Origin of the sequence: Bartonella melophagi K-2C (assembly GCF_000278255.1) — a bacterium.
GTDB lineage: Bacteria > Pseudomonadota > Alphaproteobacteria > Rhizobiales > Rhizobiaceae > Bartonella > Bartonella melophagi.
This window is the reverse complement of record NZ_JH725083.1, coordinates 128,061-147,748: the sequence shown is the minus strand read 5'-3', so window position 1 is coordinate 147,748 and position 19,688 is coordinate 128,061. Positions and strand designations below refer to the sequence as shown.

Below are 19,688 nucleotides of genomic sequence, written 5' to 3'. Positions count from 1 at the left end.
ATAGATCTAGCTTGTATGAATAAACTCGTGATAATTATTACCCTAACTTGAACTATCAGCTATTATTCACAACAGATATCTAATTTGTAATCGAACGCTTTATTTAAAATGTAAGGTAAATACATTTTGAACATCTAGCTTGAATATATAGCTATTACCCCATCTCAGCTATTTAAAAGGACTTTTTAATAAATAGCCCTATCGTAAACAGTACCGTTACTTGTGCAAAGTCGCGCAAAAGTATTTTTAAAAAAACTTTTAAAAAACCCGATTATACATAAATCGGGTTTTTTCATGTAGCTCAATTATTTTTTATTAACGGCTTCTTTAAGGCTTTTACCTGCAGAAAATTTAGGTACAGAGCGCGCTGGAATATGAATTTCAACACCTGTTGAAGGGTTGCGCCCTTTTGTAGCAGCACGTTTAGAAACTTCAAAAGAACCAAAACCTGGAAGACGAACATCACCTCCTGAAGCCAAAGATTCTGTTACAGAAGCAATAAAAGCATCGAGAATTAAACCAGCCTGTGTTTTTGAAACACCTGCCTTTTCAGCAATAGAATTAACCAATTCACTTTTATTCATTGAATTTTTCCTTTCCCTATATTAGTCGGACAATATAATTCATCCGATCATCAATAAGTTTATTGAAAAGCGCAGCAAACAGAAGTTTTATTTTCTTTGAAAATATTGTTTTTTAGCATTAATCACAGTTATTCACGGAATTTTTCATTTTTTTTCTAAAATAAATAAAGTAGTAACCCTAAAAATGGACTTCACCGTCTTTAAAATTTGGAAATTATAGAACAAAATAAGAATCAAAATAAGAATCAGTGCGCTACCGGTACCCCTTCATTATCGCTTTCCGTTCTGATAGACGTAGACACTGTAGAAGGCTCTGTCCATTCAATTGCTTCAGGAAAACGAACCAAAGCGTGTTTAAGAACTTCACTCACATGACTTACTGGAATAATCTCCATATTATTTTTAACGTCATCAGGAATATCAATCAAATCTTTTGCATTTTCCTCAGGAATAAGCACCTTTTTAATACCTCCTCGAAGAGCCGCAAGCAATTTCTCTTTCAATCCACCAATCGGCAAAACGCGTCCACGTAAGGTAATCTCACCAGTCATAGCAATGTCCTTATGAACAGGGATCTCTGTCAATACTGAAACAATTGCCGTTACCATCGCAATTCCAGCTGATGGACCATCTTTTGGCGTAGCACCTTCTGGAACATGAACATGGATATCACGCTTATCAAAAAGAGGCGGCTCGATACCAAAATCAACAGCACGGAAACGCACATAAGATGCTGCCGCAGAAATTGATTCTTTCATGATATCTCGCAAATTCCCAGTAACAGTCATTTTGCCTTTACCTGGCATCATAATACCTTCAATAGTCAACAGTTCTCCGCCAACTTCAGTCCACGCAAGCCCAGTAACAACACCAATTTGATTTTCACCCTCAATCTGACCAAAGCGATAACGCTTCGTTCCCAAAAAATCATTAATATTATCTTCTGTAATTTCTATAGACTTTTGATTCGTTTTAAGAATTTTTGTAACCGATTTACGCGCCATCTTCATTAATTCACGCTCAAGATTACGAACACCGGCTTCACGTGTGTAAAACTGGATAACCGATTTTATAGCACCATCAGAAACACTAAACTCTTTTTTGGATAAAGAATGATCTTTCAATGCTTTTGGTAAGAGGTGCCGCTTAACAATCTCTACCTTTTCACATTCAGTATAACCAGCAATACGAATAATCTCCATCCGATCCATTAGCGGCCCTGGAATATTAAGCGTATTTGCAGTTGCAATAAACATCACATCAGAAAGGTCATATTCCACTTCTAAATAATGATCAATAAATGTGCTATTTTGCTCAGGATCAAGTACTTCCAACAAAGCTGATGCAGGATCCCCACGGAAATCTTGGCCCATCTTATCAATTTCATCAAGTAAAAAAAGAGGGTTAATCTTTTTAGACTTTTTCATAGACTGAATAATTTTTCCAGGCATAGAACCAATATAAGTTCGGCGATGCCCACGAATTTCTGCCTCGTCGCGAACACCCCCTAATGAGATGCGGACATATTCACGGCCCGTTGCCTTTGCAATAGAACGCGCAAGTGATGTCTTTCCGACGCCTGGAGGACCTAAAAGACAAATAATAGGACCTTTTATTTTCGATGATCGACTTTGTACTGCTAAATATTCAACGATTCGTTCTTTAATTTTTTCAAGACCAAAATGCTCATTGTCCATGACTTTTTCAGCAAAGTTCAAATCATTCTTAATTTTCGACTTTTTTCCCCAAGGTATAGTTAAAAGCCAATCAAGATAGTTACGTACAACTGTTGCTTCCGCAGACATGGGAGACATATTACGTAATTTTCTGAGCTCTGCCCCAGCCTTTACACGTGCCTCTTTTGAAAGTTTTGTTTTTTTGATACGATCCTCTAATTCAGACAACTCATCACGGCTATCATCACCCGCTCCCAGCTCTTTCTGAATAGCTTTCATTTGTTCATTGAGATAATATTCTCGTTGAGTTTTTTCCATCTGTCGCTTGACATGTGAACGAATACGTTTCTCAACTTGTAAAACAGAAATTTCCCCTTCCATGAAGAAAAGTATACGTTCGAGACGATCACGAACAGACAATAATGTCAAAATCTCTTGTTTTTCTGAAAGTTTAATCACCAAATGTGAAGCAACAGTATCAGCAAGTTTAGAAGGATCATCAATCTGGCCGATAGCACTTACAACTTCAGGAGAAATTTTCTTATTAAGTTTTACATAATTTTCAAAATAAACAATCACTGACCGAGAAAGAGCTTCAATCTCAACTTCATTCTCTTCAGACTCTTCTATAACAGTTGCATAAGCTTGATGATAACTTTCATTTTCAGTAAATTGGTTAATTTTTGCACGCGCAGTCCCCTCAACCAAAACTTTTACAGTGCCATCAGGAAGTTTTAAAAGTTGAAGAACATTGGCAAAAGTACCAATATCATAAATATCTTCCGATTTTGGATCATCGTCAGAAGCATTTTTTTGTGTGGCTAATAATATCTGCTTATCTATTATCATCGTCTCTTCAAGAGCGTGAATTGATTTCTCTCGACCAACAAAAAGCGGAACAATCATATGTGGAAAAACAACAATATCACGAAGCGGCAAAACAGCGTAAAGCTCTTCTGCTACCTTTTTTGTCTTTTCATCAATATGTTGCATATTTTTCCTTTCTAGAGCCTATAATTACCCCCACATAAGCTTATCTATAGAAAATAGCAGCTTCTCTATAATAAATGAAGTAGTAATTACGAATAAATAAATCAAGCATTACGCTATAATACTTCAGAAGATCCATTTAAAATAATACTCATTAACGATATTTACTATAACGTCATGCTGATACGTTTTCTTTATCTTCTGTACGCTCCGAATAAATGTAAAGAGGGCGAGCTTTTCCTTCAACTACATCACTTGAGATTACCACCTTTTGGACCCCTTCAAGAGTTGGCAATTCAAACATAGTATCAAGAAGAATTTTTTCCATAATAGAGCGCAAACCGCGTGCTCCAGTCTTACGCTCAATCGCTTTATTAGCAATAACCCGCAAAGCATCTTCCTGAAATGTTAATTCAACATTTTCCATTTCAAAAAGACGTTTATACTGCTTAACCAATGCATTTTTTGGTTGCGATAAAATTTGAACAAGCGCATTAATATCTAAATCTTCTAAAGTAGCTATAATAGGAAGACGGCCAATAAACTCTGGTATTAAACCAAACTTTACAAGATCTTCAGGCTCTAAATCATGAAAAATTTCACCAACCCGACGCTCATCGGGAGTCTTCACAGTAGCAGAAAAACCTATTGAAGTTTTTTCACCCCGCCCTGAAATAATTCGCTCTAAACCAGCAAAAGCACCTCCACAAATAAACAAAATATTCGTCGTATCAACTTGAAGAAACTCTTGTTGTGGATGTTTACGCCCACCTTGGGGAGGAACAGAAGCCACTGTCCCCTCCATAATTTTCAACAATGCTTGCTGAACCCCCTCACCTGAAACATCTCTTGTAATAGAAGGATTGTCAGCTTTACGAGAAATTTTATCAACTTCATCAATATAAACAATGCCACGTTGTGCACGCTCAACATTATAATCTGCAGATTGTAGAAGTTTTAAAATAATATTCTCAACATCCTCACCCACATAACCTGCTTCAGTCAAAGTGGTCGCATCTGCCATAGTAAAGGGCACATCAATAATACGTGCCAATGTTTGTGCAAGATAAGTTTTACCGCATCCCGTTGGACCGACAAGAAGAATATTCGATTTAGATAATTCAATATCACTATTCTTAGACTGATGTGCAAGACGTTTATAATGATTATGAACAGCAACAGAAAGGACACGTTTTGCATACCGCTGACCAATAACATAATCATCAAGAACTGTTAAAATTTCTTGTGGAGTAGGAACACCATCACGCGCTTTGACCCCTGAAGATTTACTTTCTTCACGAATAATATCTGTACAAAGTTCTACACATTCATCACAAATAAATACAGTAGGCCCTGCAATAAGCTTACGTACTTCGTGCTGGCTTTTGCCACAAAATGAGCAATAGAGAGTATTTTTTGATTCGCCCCCACTACTACCAACTTTGCTCATCTCATTTTCCTTTCACCTCAATATCCAAGTACTTTATCTTCTTAAAGAGGTTTTTTATAATGACAATCCCAAATATATCAAAACTACGATTATCACAATATTTTTGGGTATTTTCTTATTATTTTATGACAAATTTTATAAAACCTATATTTTAAAATAGCTATTTTAAAGGCAATTTTTATGTACGTCACAATAGCTACTTTTTCTATAAAAATTCTTAATCTGTTTCTTCTTTTTCAGTTACCATGCGATATTGTATAACATCGTCAATTAAACCGAATTTTTTAGATTCTTCTGCTGTCATAAAATGATCGCGATCAAGAGTTTTTTCAATAATTTCATAATCCTGACCTGTATGTTGAACATAAATTTCATTTAAACGTCGTTTCATCTTTATAATATCTTGCGCATGCCGTTCAATATCAGAGACCTGCCCCTGAAAACCACCAGACGGTTGATGTACCATGATGCGTGCATTTGGCAACGAGAAACGGTGACCTTTTGCTCCAGCTGTTAAAAGTAATGACCCCATAGATGCTGCTTGCCCCATGCATAAAGTAGAAACAGGAGGACGAATAAACTGCATAGTGTCATAAATCGCCATTCCAGATGTTACCACACCACCAGGTGAATTAATATAAAGGCTGATTTCTTTTTTAGGATTTTCCGCTTCTAAAAAAAGCAATTGAGCGCACACAAGCATTGCCATACCATCTTCAACAGGGCCATTAATGAAAATGATTCGTTCTTTCAGGAGACGGGAAAAAATATCATAAGCACGTTCACCACGATTTGTCTGTTCGACAACCATAGGAACCAAATTCAGTGCTGTTTTTATTGGATCGCTCATATTTTTCTTCCATTAATAAAAATTGCTATTAACGCATATAGACGCATATAATTGTATTAGTCATAGGCTAGCAATAGTCCCTGATGCAAGCCACAATCAATCATGATTAAATAGAATTAAAACTCCAATAGCTAAAATAGTTATAAAAACTCTACTCCAACAAATTCTGAACATCAAATATGTGCAATTTTGCTTAATGCTAAAAACTTTCTTCTTAAATAAGATATTTCTAATATTTTGTAGAATGGAACTCTATACAAAGTAGTGTATTCATTATTTCAAAATTAAAAGTTAAATTAAAAATCCTCCCACTTTTGCACCTTGTTTAATAAAAAAATTTTCTTGTTTATGAAAAAAATCATATTATTTAGTTAATCACACAATGTCATCATTACTAGATATCGTTACTCCAAACCTTCTTGGTAGAATTAGGAATTTTTCTTTTTATTAATTATGGCTCTCAGATGCAGTGTTTAAAACTCCAATTAATATCAAAAATAATTTTTGAACTTGCAAAATAACCTTCAAACATTTTTATCATTGGGATTATCAGATAAACAGTAAAATGCTAAAATTCTCAATCTTTTAGCATTGTTTTGCGAACCACATTTGATTTGCTATTAGATGAAACCATTTTCAAGATAAATACTTAGATCTAACCAAACACTTTGTTAATTTGAACATTAATATAACACAAAAAAATCTGAAAATTGAGTAACTTACATAATTGTGCTCATAACTTATAAAAATTGAAGCTAAAATAATAGTGTATCAAATACAATAGAATTGATTCGGTCTTATATGATTATTAATACCAACAGGTAAAAGTGCATTTTTTCATCATTAAAATTTAAGATACTAACCAGTTTCAATTTTTGATTGCTTAACAAAAGCCAATTAATCAAGCTTTATTATGATCACACTAAAAAATACAAATATCCTAGGTAACTTAAAAATATTCTAAACTTACACGAAATAATTGCTCAACATCACGAACACTATCAGCAAGAGCAAACATCACTACTCGATCACCCGGTAAAATACGCGTATCTGCTAAAAGCTGTATAATTGTATTATTGCGATAAATTGCACCAATCCTTAAACCATCTGATAACTTGAGCTCTGATAATGACTTACCAATCAATGAGGAAGTCTGCATTGCTTCAGCTTCAATAATTTCTGCAGCACCATTAAAAACAGAATGAACAGCACGAATGCGTCCCCGACGCATTTGCTGTAAAATTTTTGATACAGTAACACTACGAGGATTTAAGTGCGCATCTACACCAACTGTACGACTAAATTCCTGATAAGCGACATTATTAATCAAAACCATGTTGGCTTTGCACCCCAGTCTTTTAGCTATAATAGCACTTAAAAGATTAACCTGATCTTGATTGGTTAATGTAATCATTAAATCAGCTTGGTCAATTCCAGCTTCTTGAAGAATTACCGGGTCTAACACATTGCCATATAAAACAGTTGTTTTTTCGAGTTGATCGGCAATTGTTAGTGCTCTTTCTTTATCTGCCTCTATAATTTTCAATTTTAACTTATGTAGGCGTTTTTCAATAGCCTGAGCAACGTATAGACCAATGTGACCACCCCCTGCAATAATTATGCGATGTGCCTCCTGTTCTTTATGACCAAAAAGTCCAACTGCACGACGTACCTGATCACGAGCTGCAATAAGATAAGTAACATCACCAATGCGCAATTGTGTATCTGAATGCGCTACCAGTAATTCTGAACCACGTTTAATAGCAGTAACTGTTGTTCGAAGATCGGGAAAAAGCTCCGTTAACTGGCGTAAAGGTGTATTAATGACTGGGCAATCCTCCATACACTCCAAAGCAAATGCAACAATATCATCATTACAAAAATAGAGAACATCTATCGCCCCAGGCAAGGCAATACGTCGTAGAACCATTTCTCCAACTTCAACTTCTGGCGAAATAACTACATCAATAGGAATATTCTCCCTTGCAAACAGAGTTTTATAACGTGGATCTAAATACGATTGTGAACGAATACGCGCTATTTTAGTTGGAACATTAAATAATGAATGTGCCACCTGACAAGCCACCATATTGACTTCATCAAATAAAGTTACTGCGATTAGCATATCAGCTTCATCAGCACCAGCAGCCAAAAGAACTTCAGGGTGTGAACCATGACCAACAAAACTTCTAACATCTAATGCATCGCGAATTTTTTCAACCAATCTCGCTTCAACATCTATAACAGTTATATCATGATTCTCAGCAGCAAGACGCTCTGCTATCCCATAACCGACCTGTCCTGCCCCACAAATAATAACACGCATAATTTATGAAACTCCAAGAGCTTTAAGTTTACGATGTAAAGCTGAGCGTTCCATACCTATGAATTCAGCAGTACGAGATATATTCCCACCCAAACGTCCAATCTGTGCCACTAAATATCTCTTTTCAAATAATTCACGTGCTTCACGCAATGGTAAATCCATTATATTCTCATCTGTATCTATTTTAACACGTGGAAAAGAATCACTCACTTCAACAGGAAGTAACTCTGTTGTTATTGGTTCATCATCACGCACAAGAATGAGGAGGCGCTCAATATTATTACGTAATTGGCGTACATTACCTGGCCACGTATGTGCTTGCAAAACAGCTATAACATCATCACTGATTTCACGTGGTTTAATACCAAGTTGATATGATATGGTTCTAACAAAATGCCGAACAAGCTCTGGAATATCTTCACGACGTGCAGAAAGCGGTGGAACAGTAATGGGAACAACTGCAAGACGATGAAAGAGATCTTCTCTAAATCGCCCATCAGAAATTAAATTTTCAATATTTTGTGCTGTTGAAGAAATTACACGAACATCCACTTTGACACGCTTTGTACCACCAACTCTTTCAAATGTTTGTGTCGTTAACACCTGAAGAATCTTAGCCTGAGTTTCACGCGGCATATCAGAAATTTCATCAATATATAATATCCCGCCGTGAGCCTCTTCCAATGCACCGATCTTGCGTTCACTGCCCTCTATTTCATTACCAAATAATTCTATTTCCATTCTTTCGGGAACAATCGTTGCGGCGTTTATCGTAACAAATGGTCCATTAGAACGCGTTGAAAGTGCGTGAATAGTACGCGCCACCATTTCTTTCCCTGCCCCTGAAGGACCAGTAATCATAATACGACTATTAGTCGGCGCAACCTTTTCTATAACTTGGCGCAAATGCTTCATAACAGTCGATGTTCCAAGCAATTCTTGTACCTCACTTGAGCGTTGTCGTAATTCTAAAAGCTCACGTTTTAATTTTGAATTTTCAAGAGTTCGTTCAGCAACCAAGATAAGGCGATCGGTCTTAAAAGGCTTTTCAATGAAATCATACGCACCTCGTTTTATAGCAGAAACAGCTGTTTCAATATTACCATGACCAGAAATCATCACTACTGGGAGAGAAGGATGTCGAGTTTTGATTTCATCAAGCAATGTCAAGCCATCAAGACGACTTCCTTGCAACCAAATATCTAAAAAAATCAACTTTGGAACACGCTCATTAATTTGTGCTAATGCTTCATCAGCATGACACGCAACACGTGTTTCATAACCTTCATCATTCAAAATACCAGCAATAAGCTCACGAATATCTGCTTCATCATCAACAATTAAGATATCTGCTACCATCTCATTCCCTTATCTTATGATTTGTGGTTTGTGCCGCACTATTTTGCTCAAACCGCCGGAAACACCATACGAATCATCGCACCACGACCTTCATAAAAACTATCTAATGCATCATGTAATTCCATGTAGCCACCATGATCTTCAATAATTTTACGGACAATAGCTAAACCAAGCCCTGTCCCTTTTTCCCGCGTTGTTATATAAGGCTCTAATAATTTTTGTCTTTGTTCTTTAGGAAGCCCTTTACCATTATCAATAACATCCACAACCAAGTACTCTTTTTGACGATAAGAACGTATCAGAATATGGCCATGAACACCTTTTTCTCGCGCAATTGAATCAATCGCTTCACTTGCATTTTTAATAACATTACTGAATGCCTGAACAATAAGACGATTATCAAACTCACCTATAAGCGGTACATCTCCCAAATCTTGCTCAAAATGGATATCATGTCGTGCAACCTCTATCAAAAAACACGCCTCATGCAGTAGCCCACGTACATCTGAAAAACTCATGTGTGGTTTGGGCATACGTGCAAAAGAAGAAAACTCATCAACCATACGCCCAATATCCCCAACTTGTCGAATAATTGTATTAACACACTGATTGAAAACTTCTTGATCTTGCGTAACAATTTTGCCGTAGCGTCTACGAATACGTTCAGCCGATAACTGAATAGGTGTAAGTGGATTTTTGATTTCATGCGCAATACGGCGTGCAATATCTGCCCATGCTGATGAACGTTGTGCTTCTACAAGGTCTGTAATATCATCAATTGTTAGAACCCAAGATTGCCCTTGCCCATCATCTTCCTCCATCGTAATTTGTACATTGCAGACGCGCTCTTGCTCTGCAACGCTTAAAGTCACCTGCTCACGATGGTTTTTGCGCCCTGACGAACGAACAAACTCAAAAACCTTCCCGATTTCAGCACTTAATGATAAAAGGCTGTGTCCTATAACTTGTTCAGAATTAATACCAAACATTGTCTCAATAGACCTATTAATAATTGTAATATTCCCATTATCATCAATTCCAGCCACACCTGCTGTTACACCCGATAAAACAGCTTCAGAAAAACGCCGTCTTTCGTCGATTTGATCGCGAACTGCTATTAACTCATTGCGCCGACTCTTAAGTTCACTGACCATGTAATTAAAAGTTTTTGATAACTGCGCAATATCCCCATCCTTCGCACGTACCGGCACAAAAACTTCCATATTTCCAGAGGCCACATCATCAGCCGCACCTATAAGAAGCCGAATAGGACGTACCAAACGATCAGCAACAGCGATACCAGCCCAAATAGCTGATAAAAATAAACTTAAAAAAAGACATAAATAAAGCATACCAAACGCAATTTGCGTTGGCAGACGATTCTCATTTAAACCACGATACCGATCTGTATTAATTTCCGTTAAACGCAAAGCAGATAATACATCTTTATCAACATCGCGTACTAAATATAAAAATGTATTTGAAATATTCGTAAATTTCAAAACAATACCAAAATAATCATGAACTCCCGGCTGAAAAGAAAAAGGCCTTTCACTAGTTGCTTGAGCAATAAGATGGGATGGTGGAATGGGCAATTTATCTTCATCACCAAGATCACTTGAAGCAAAAATAGTCCCTGTCGAGCTTAATAAAAACGCACCACGAAGATTACGACCTGCTGCATGACGTGTTAATTGTAACCGATATTCAACTGGATTGTATGTTAGGAGCTTTTTATTATCAAGCGCAAACGCCATAGCATAAGATAAATTTTTCAAATTTTGGAGCATTTCATCCGCATAAGCATTAGCTAAATCGATAGAAGAGCCCACAATTTGCCGAGTTGTTGTATCAAACCACCGATCAAGCCCTAAATTAAGAGCAGGCCCTGAAACGAGAGCAACAGCAACAGCCGGCAATGTTGCTACAAGTGCAAACAATGAAATAAGACGCACATGAAGACGTGAAGCAGCACGCCTTAACCGCCACGCACGCATAATAGGAATTATTTCATATAGAACAATAACTACCAGCCCCAAAACCCAAATACTATTAATTCCTATAAGGACTAGTGTTACAGCTCTATTAGGTACAATAGAGGTTAACCCGACAAGCATAATAAATGAAACAGAAGCTGTTAGCAAAGCTAATACAATAATTGTGATACCCCAAAATGTATACACATTACTTAAACGACGCGACTCATCGCTATAAGTATTTTGGTTTATATCCTGGATATTTGTCACAGATGTTGTATTCATGGTGATCTTACGTTACTTATCTCCTTGTCCTCACACAACCCTTTGTGATAAAAATTGGTAATGCTATGTTTACAATATAACTAATTCAGAAAATTAAGAAAGAATTTCTACATTTTTGAAATAATTTAAAAATAAAGTATGTCTGATTAATACTTTTCAAGGAGATGTCATGCGATTAACAAAAAAAACAAATTATGCTCTCCGAATACTCATGTACTGCGCATCTAATCAAGATAGTTTAAGTTCTATCCCTGAAATTGCTAAAACATGTGCCATTTCTGAGCTTTTTTTATTTAAAATCCTTCAACCATTAGTGGAAGCAGGTTTTTTACAAACAGTACGTGGACGCAATGGTGGCATCAAATTGGCTAAACCAGCAACAGAGATCTCGGTGGCTGATGTCGTAAAAATAATAGAAGATAATTTTTCCATGGCAGAATGTTTTGATAAAACAGAAGTTAATTGTCCACTGGTTAATTCCTGTAACTTAAATATCGTACTCAAAAATGCATTAAATGCTTTTTTTGATGTATTATCAACAACATCCATTTCTGATTTACAACAACCATTATTACAACGTTAATAAAGAGTTAATCATAGAAAAAATAATAAAATAATTAGCTAAAACCAAACTTTAAAAAGGAATTGAGTATTTCTATTGCAGCTATAATATTAGCCGCTGGACACGGCGAAAGAGCAGGATCTTTACAAAATAGTCCAAAACAATACCGACTTTTAGGACACAAGCCGGTTATTTATCATACCGTGCGTTGTTTTTTGCAACATTCAGCTATCACAACCATTATTTTGGTTATTCACCCAGATAATCACCAAATATGTGAAAATGCTATAGCTGATTTTAAGAAAGATCTCATCATTGTAGAAGGGGGCGCTACACGGCAACTATCTGCTTTATACGGGCTTCATGCACTCAAAGACATCAAACCAGACTATGTTCATATTCATGACGGTGCACGCCCTTTTGTCGAAAGCAAGCTTCTTGAGCAAATTCATACTACTGTCAACCATCAAGAAGGTGTTCTGCCTGTTCTTCCCATTTCTGATACTCTTAAACGTGTAAATAATGCACATTATGTTGTAGAAACAGTTCCGCGTACCAATTTCTATAATGCACAAACTCCGCAGTGCTTTCCATTTAAACTTATTTTAGCAGCTCATGAAAAAGCAATACAATCTTGCAAACAAAATTTCACCGATGATTCAGCAATTGCCGAATGGTTTGGTATTCCTATGCGAATTATTCCTGGAAATCCTAATAATATAAAAATTACATGGCCGGAAGATCTTGAAACCGCACATTCACATCTCCAGAAAAGAGCACCTATGTTCCCTGATATTCGTACTGGAAATGGTTATGATGTCCATTCTTTTATAGATGGTGATTATATCACATTATGTGGCGTAAAAATCCCTTTTACAAAGAAATTAAATGGGCATTCAGACTCTGATGTTGCTCTTCATGCACTAACAGATGCTCTTTTAGCCACTCAAGGTGCCGGAGATATAGGTACCCATTTCCCCCCCTCTGAGCCCCAATGGAAAAATGCATCATCAGAAATTTTCCTACGCCATGCTGTTAATATTATTAAGAAAGCAGGCGGTCGTATTGCTAATGTTGATATCACACTCATTACCGAAAAACCTAAAATCAGTCCTTATCGTCATAGGATGGTAACACACCTTATGAATATACTCACAATTTCAGCCGATCGTATTTCTATTAAAGCAACAACTAACGAAAAACTAGGATTCATAGGTCGTGAAGAAGGCATTGCCTCTCTTGCAACAGCTACTGTTATTTACCCAGGAGAAATTTTAAAATGATATGCATTTGTGAAATGCAGACCATGTAGTTCTAACGATTTGTCTTTCAAAAGATCTATTACTCACAATCGTAGTATTTTTATAAAGAAATCACCGTCGCAAATCCTACCGATATTGTAAAATCAGTAGATAGATCCGATTGGCAAATTCATTGTTTATTCAAAGAAATTAAAATAAATCTGATAGTTATATGCACTAAATTTATAAACGTATTATGTCATTTTGCAAAAATTTGTTCTTACGATAGCTAAAAATAAAAAATACTCAAAAGGCTATAATCTCAATTTTTGTTATAAACATGAAAAATTTTGAAAATAGCGCCTCAATAAATCTATAAAATTTGTGCATTTTTATAATATTCTTTTGCATCCAATTTTTAGTTTTAGATCTTGTTATAATGCAGCCTGCAAAATGCAATATTCGTTACGCGTCCAAGCAAACTCAACTATTATATCTCTAAAACACCGTAAATCTGATGAGCACGTTTTTCAAAAGCATTTGTAAATTTATGAAAAGCAATATCAAACATCGATCCCGTGAGTAATTCTAACATTTTGCTCTTAAATTCATAATTAATAAAAAACTCTACATTACATGCATTCATATTTTGAATTTGATGAAATACCCAATGATTTTCAAGATATTTAAATGGACCATCAATATATTTAACCTCAATAAGATTTTTCTTAGGTTGAAGAAGTACCTGTGTCGTAAACATTTCTCGAATCATTTTATAACCAACTGTCATATCAGCAAGGAGCAATGTCTTTTCCTTATACTCCTTCCGAGAACGTATTATTAAAGCCTCACACATTGGTAAAAATTCAGGATAAGACTCAATATCTGCAACAAGGTTAAACATTTCATGAGCAGTATGGGCAATTTGCCGATGTGTTGTAAAAGTTGGCATAACTCTCTCTATCAAGCAAATTTTTCAGCACGTGCTTTTTGCAAAGCTTTAAAGTCATCTCCAGCATGATGAGATGAACGTGTCAGAGGATTAGAGGCCATATGTAAAAAACCTTTTGCCTTACCAACCTTGGCAAAAGATTCAAATTCATCAGGAGTTACAAAACGAATAACAGGATGATGCTTTCGCGTAGGCTGCAAATATTGCCCAATTGTCATAAAATCTACATCAGCAGAACGCAAATCATCCATCAATTGAAAAATTTCATTCCGTTCTTCCCCAAGACCAACCATAATTCCTGATTTTGTAAAAATTGTTGGATCAAGTTCTTTGACACGTTGTAACAATCGAATTGAATGAAAATAACGTGCCCCTGGGCGTACCTTCAAATATTTAGATGGAACTGTTTCCAAATTATGATTAAAAACATCAGGTTTAGCAGCAACTACAATTTCTAATGCATTATCCTTATGGCGAAAATCAGGTGTAAGGACTTCAATTGTTGTTGTAGGAATCTTTTGACGAATAGCATGAATAACTTTCGCAAAATGCTGTGCACCACCATCAACCAAATCATCGCGATCAACAGATGTAATGACAACATGCTTTAACGCCATCTGTGCAACAGCATCTGCCACACGCTCTGGCTCATCATCATCAACCGCAAGTGGAATACCTGTTGCAACATTGCAAAAAGCACAAGCTCGTGTACATATTTCACCTAAAATCATAAAGCTAGCATGTCGCTGGCTCCAACATTCACCAATATTTGGACAACCAGCTTCCTCACATACTGTCACCAATTTATTGGAACGTACAATACTATGGGTTTCCTTATAGATTTGTGATGTTGGTGCTTTTACACGAATCCAATCTGGTTTTTTCTGAATGACCGTATCTGGACGATGCACCTTTTCAGGATGACGAACACGTCTATTCGTAACTCTATCAACCACCGTAACCATCTAAGATCTCTGCCTTCTCAAGAGCGAACGCCGATGAAAAATCATAAAATACAAAATTCTTCATATAACCTAATTATCAAGCATTTAAAACTTGATCGTACGCATCTAATACACTTTCTTTCATCATCTCTGATAATGTCGGATGTGGAAAAACAGTGCTCATTAATTCTTCTTCGGTTGTTTCAAGATTCATGGCAATAACAAAACCTTGAATGAGTTCTGTTACTTCTGCTCCTACCATATGGGCACCAAGAAGTTGCCCTGTTTTTTTATCAAAAATAGTCTTAACCAACCCTTGATCTTCACCTAAAGCAATTGCCTTACCGTTAGCTGAAAAAGAATAACGACCGATACGTATATCGTAACCAGCCTCTTTTGCTGCTTTCTCTGAAAATCCTACAGAAGCAACCTGTGGTGTACAATAGATACATCCAGGAATTTTCCCTTTATCAAGTGCATGAGCGCTTTTCAGGCCTGCAATACGCTCAACGCAGATTACGCCTTCTTCTTCTGCCTTATGAGCCAACATAGGGGGACCAGCAACATCACCAATAGCATATATCCCTTCTACACCCGTCCAGCTCCATTCATCAGTTATAATGCATCCACGATCAGTTTTGACACCTAATGCTTCTAATCCAAGATTCTCAATATTACCTTGAACTCCAACAGCTGAAATCAATTGATCAGCTGTTATTGTTTCTGTTTTACCTTTAACATCGATATGCGCTGTAATAGAATCAACAGCTTTTTCAACCTTTGTCACTTTTGCATCAGTCAAAATACGTATGCCTTTTTTCTCTAACTGTTTACGCGCAAATGTTGAAATTTCAACATCCTCAACCGGCATAATTTGAGGCATCATTTCAATGACAGTTACTTGAGAACCCATATCATGATAAAAAGAAGCAAATTCAATACCGATTGCTCCAGACCCCATCACCAACAGTGACTTTGGTAGTGTATGCGGTACCATCGCTTCAAAATAAGTCCAAATAAGCTTTCCATCTGGTTCAATACCGGGAATAGAACGTGGACGGGCACCAGTCGCAATAATTATATGTTTTGCCTGATAAGTCCCCTCACCTAATGTTCCCTTAGGCACTGGATTTTGTGGTTGCACAATAGCTTTAGATGATGGAGAAACCACAATTTCTGCAAGCTGGCTACCTTTAGCTGCCTTAGTTAGCTTTGCTTCACCCCAAATAATATCAATCTTGTTTTTCTTCATCAGAAAACCAATACCAGCATTTAAACGTGCTGAAACCCCACGTGAACGTGCTACAACATCCTTAATATTTACTTCAATTGAACCATTAAGTTTTAGCCCATAATCTTCTGCATGTTCAGCAAAATGCTTCATTTCCGCTGAACGCAAAAGAGCTTTTGTTGGAATACACCCCCAATTTAAGCAAATACCACCTAAATGTTCACGTTCAACAATTGCAGTCTTGAAACCACATTGTGCCGCGCGAATTGCAGTTACATATCCGCCCGGTCCTGAACCAATTACAATTATATCATAAAGATTTGCCACAGTAATCCCTCCATGGACATAAATAAAACGGATCCAGACTATCCAAGCTTAAAACAGAAAACTAACAGGATAAATTTTTTTAGTATATCCTGTTTCTAAGAATACACATAAACACCTTCATTAAATCAAAAGAAGCTACAAAACTATTATTAAGATTATTCAGATCTACTTTTTCCATATCACCACTCTTGCACATGCATAATTTATGTGAAGTACTTAACAATCACTACATTAACATTGCTAGTGGATTTTCAATCAGCTTTTTAAAGGCTTGAGCAAGTTCTGCTGCTAATGCACCATCAACTGCGCGATGATCAGTGGAAAGTGTAACTGACATCATAGTAGCAATTGCTAATGCACCATCCTTAACAATTGCTCGCTGTTCACCTGCACCAATCGCAAAAATCGTTGCATGTGGTGAATTAATAATGGCAGAAAACTCTTTTACACCATACATACCCATATTCGATACTGCTGTTGTCCCCCCCTGATATTCTTCTGGCTTCAACTTACGTTCACGGGCGCGCGTTACAAAATCCTTCATCTCATTAGAAATAATAGGCAAAGATTTTTCTTCTGCATGGCGAATAATTGGTGTAATTAACCCATTTGGAATAGAAACAGCAACACCAACATCACAGTGTTTGTGATAAAGCACTCCACCTTCAAGCCACGACACATTAGCATCAGGTATAGCTTTCAAAGAAAGTGCAATAGCTTTAATAACCATATCATTTATGGACAATTTATAAGCGGATTTAGTACCTTCTTGTGTTTTAACCATTGGAGCAGCAGCATTAAGTTGCGCACGTAATGCCAACAACGCATCAAGCTCACAGTCTACTGTTACGTAGAAATGCGGCACCATTTGTTTTGATTCAGTCAAACGCTTAGCAATTGTTTTACGCATACTATTATGAGGTGTAAGTGTATATTCACCTTCTCTAAATAGTTTTATTATTTGTTCATCCGCAATACCAGTTGCCATTGGTTGAGCAACTTGTAATGAACAAGAAGCTTTAAGAGTGCCATCACTTAAAATTTTCTCCAAGTCACGCTTAATAATCCTCCCATGAGGGCCTGTGCCAGAAATAAGTGATAAATTAAGGCCTTCTTGAGCCGCTAACCTCCGCGCTAAAGGTGATGAAAAAAGACGTATATTATTTTCATGTTTCTGCACTGATAGCTGAGCTTGTGGTGCATTAGAAACCTGTACATCCTTTGATACCACCTGCTTTTCATCAACTGGTACTCTCTCCGAAACAGAAGAAGATTTATTTTCCGCGATTTTAGCCACTTCACTTAAGTCTTCACCTTCTTCTGCCAAAATCACGATTAAAGTATTAACTTTAACTCCCTGCGCTCCAGCAGGAACAACAATCTTTGCAACTGTTCCTTCATCAACAGCTTCTACTTCCATCGTTGCTTTATCTGTCTCAATTTCAGCAATAACATCACCTGTAGAGACCTTATCACCTTCCTTGATATTCCATTTCAGCAAATTTCCTTCTTCCATTGTGGGAGAAAGCGCAGGCATTGTAATCTTAATAGGCATAGTGCTTTTTCCTTCGTTATGCTCGATAAGTCACAGCCTTAACAGCTTCGACAATTTCAGTAATACTCGGTAAAGCCAATTTTTCAAGATTGGCAGCATAAGGCATGGGAACATCTTTGCCAGCAATTGTAGAAACTGGTGCATCAAGATAATCAAAAGCCTGCTGCATAACACGTGTTGCTATTTCAGTACCAACAGATGATTGAGGATACCCCTCTTCAACCGTTATTAAACGACCAGTCTTTTTAACTGAAGCAAGAATTGTTGGAAGATCCATTGGGCGAATAGTACGCAAATTAATTAATTCAACATCAATGCCAAGCTTCTCAATTTCCGGCAATGCCTGAACTGCATAATGCATTCCAATCCCATAAGCAACAATCGTCACATCCTGGCCAGATTTATAAATATGCGCCTTACCAATAGGTAAAACAAAATCATCCATTTTAGGAACTTCAAATTGATAACCATACAAAATTTCATTTTCAAGAAAAATAACAGGATTATCATCACGAATAGCAGCCTTTAGCAAACCTTTTGCATCCGCTGCATTATAAGGCATAACAACTTTCAGACCCGGAATATGACTATACCATGCAGCATAACACTGTGAATGCTGAGCCCCAACACGTGCAGCAGCACCATTGGGGCCACGAAAAACTATAGGGGTAGACATCTGTCCACCAGACATATAACGAGTTTTTGCCGCTGAATTAATAATTTGATCAACCGCCTGCATAGCAAAATTAAATGTCATAAATTCAACAATAGGACGCAAACCTCCAAATGCAGCACCAACACCCAACCCCGCAAAACCGTGTTCTGTAATTGGTGTATCAATAACTCGGCGCGTACTAAATTCTTCTAATAAACCTTGGCTGACTTTATAAGCACCTTGATATTGCGCTACTTCCTCACCCATTAAAAAGACCGTCTCATCGCGTCGCATTTCTTCAGCCATAGCTTGATTAAGTGCCTCACGTACCGTCATTGTAACCATTTCAACATCCGCAGGAATATCAGGATCACTTCCAACATCAAAAACAGGACGAACCGGCATTGATAAAGAAGAAGAAGCTTTCTCTATTTTTTTAGTTGTGATTTGTGAAATGTTTGCAGCATTTTCACCCTCTTCCAACAATATAGCAATAGCAGTATTAACCTTCACACCTTCAGTACCTTCAGGAACTAAAATTTTACCAATAGTACCCTCATCAACAGCTTCTACTTCCATTGTTGCTTTATCAGTTTCAATTTCAGCAATCACATCACCGGAGCTGACGTTATCACCCTCTTTCTTGAGCCATCTAGACAATTTACCTTCTTCCATCGTTGGTGAAAGTGCTGGCATCAAAATATCAATAGACATATTCACGTTCC

14 protein-coding genes are annotated in these 19,688 nt (G+C 36.9%); 2 read left to right on the top strand and 12 right to left on the bottom strand.

What is annotated here, in order from left to right:
* Nucleotides 1-305 precede the first annotated feature (305 nt).
* The 7 genes from ME3_RS04670 to ME3_RS04640 form a co-directional block, all read right to left on the bottom strand.
* Entirely contained in the window at nt 306-584 is a 279-nt protein-coding gene (locus ME3_RS04670) for an HU family DNA-binding protein (RefSeq protein ID WP_007477571.1), read from the bottom strand.
* Nucleotides 585-829: 245 nt separating this feature from the next.
* A complete protein-coding gene (gene lon, locus ME3_RS04665) occupies nt 830-3,253 on the bottom strand; it encodes an endopeptidase La (RefSeq protein ID WP_007477569.1) in 2,424 nt (807 codons plus the stop codon).
* Between the two features lie 172 nt (nt 3,254-3,425).
* Complete coding sequence (gene clpX, locus ME3_RS04660) at nt 3,426-4,700, bottom strand: ATP-dependent Clp protease ATP-binding subunit ClpX (protein ID WP_007477568.1); 1,275 nt, start codon at nt 4,698-4,700, stop codon at nt 3,426-3,428.
* 217 nt (nt 4,701-4,917) lie between these two features.
* On the bottom strand, nt 4,918-5,550 hold the full coding sequence (gene clpP, locus ME3_RS04655; protein ID WP_007477567.1) for an ATP-dependent Clp endopeptidase proteolytic subunit ClpP: 633 nt from the start codon (nt 5,548-5,550) through the stop codon (nt 4,918-4,920).
* Between the two features lie 949 nt (nt 5,551-6,499).
* On the bottom strand, nt 6,500-7,876 hold the full coding sequence (gene trkA / locus ME3_RS04650) for a Trk system potassium transporter TrkA (protein WP_007477566.1): 1,377 nt from the start codon (nt 7,874-7,876) through the stop codon (nt 6,500-6,502).
* Nucleotides 7,877-7,879: 3 nt separating this feature from the next.
* Entirely contained in the window at nt 7,880-9,235 is a 1,356-nt protein-coding gene (ntrX, locus tag ME3_RS04645) for a nitrogen assimilation response regulator NtrX (RefSeq protein WP_007477565.1), read from the bottom strand.
* A 47-nt stretch (nt 9,236-9,282) separates the two neighbouring features.
* Nucleotides 9,283-11,496, bottom strand: coding sequence for a sensor histidine kinase NtrY-like (locus ME3_RS04640; protein ID WP_007477564.1), 2,214 nt, complete (start codon nt 11,494-11,496; stop codon nt 9,283-9,285).
* Between the two features lie 169 nt (nt 11,497-11,665).
* Here ME3_RS04640 and rirA point away from each other — a divergent pair, with 169 nt between their 5' ends.
* Together rirA and ME3_RS04630 are read left to right on the top strand one after the other, a co-directional pair.
* Nucleotides 11,666-12,079, top strand: a complete 414-nt coding sequence (gene rirA / locus ME3_RS04635) for an iron-responsive transcriptional regulator RirA (RefSeq protein WP_007477563.1) — start codon at nt 11,666-11,668, stop codon at nt 12,077-12,079.
* A gap of 62 nt (nt 12,080-12,141) precedes the next feature.
* A complete protein-coding gene (locus ME3_RS04630; RefSeq protein ID WP_007477562.1) occupies nt 12,142-13,341 on the top strand; it encodes a bifunctional 2-C-methyl-D-erythritol 4-phosphate cytidylyltransferase/2-C-methyl-D-erythritol 2,4-cyclodiphosphate synthase in 1,200 nt (399 codons plus the stop codon).
* A gap of 448 nt (nt 13,342-13,789) precedes the next feature.
* Here the strand turns inward: ME3_RS04630 and ME3_RS04625 are convergent, their stop codons facing one another.
* The 5 genes from ME3_RS04625 to ME3_RS04605 form a co-directional block, all read right to left on the bottom strand.
* Complete coding sequence (locus ME3_RS04625; RefSeq protein ID WP_007477560.1) at nt 13,790-14,251, bottom strand: type II toxin-antitoxin system RatA family toxin; 462 nt, start codon at nt 14,249-14,251, stop codon at nt 13,790-13,792.
* Between the two features lie 11 nt (nt 14,252-14,262).
* A complete protein-coding gene (gene lipA, locus ME3_RS04620; protein ID WP_007477558.1) occupies nt 14,263-15,216 on the bottom strand; it encodes a lipoyl synthase in 954 nt (317 codons plus the stop codon).
* A 76-nt stretch (nt 15,217-15,292) separates the two neighbouring features.
* Entirely contained in the window at nt 15,293-16,753 is a 1,461-nt protein-coding gene (gene lpdA / locus ME3_RS04615) for a dihydrolipoyl dehydrogenase (RefSeq protein ID WP_007477556.1), read from the bottom strand.
* A 226-nt stretch (nt 16,754-16,979) separates the two neighbouring features.
* Nucleotides 16,980-18,308, bottom strand: coding sequence for a pyruvate dehydrogenase complex dihydrolipoamide acetyltransferase (locus tag ME3_RS04610; protein ID WP_007477554.1), 1,329 nt, complete (start codon nt 18,306-18,308; stop codon nt 16,980-16,982).
* Nucleotides 18,309-18,324: 16 nt separating this feature from the next.
* On the bottom strand, nt 18,325-19,677 hold the full coding sequence (locus tag ME3_RS04605) for a pyruvate dehydrogenase complex E1 component subunit beta (protein ID WP_007477552.1): 1,353 nt from the start codon (nt 19,675-19,677) through the stop codon (nt 18,325-18,327).
* Nucleotides 19,678-19,688: the final 11 nt, after the last annotated feature.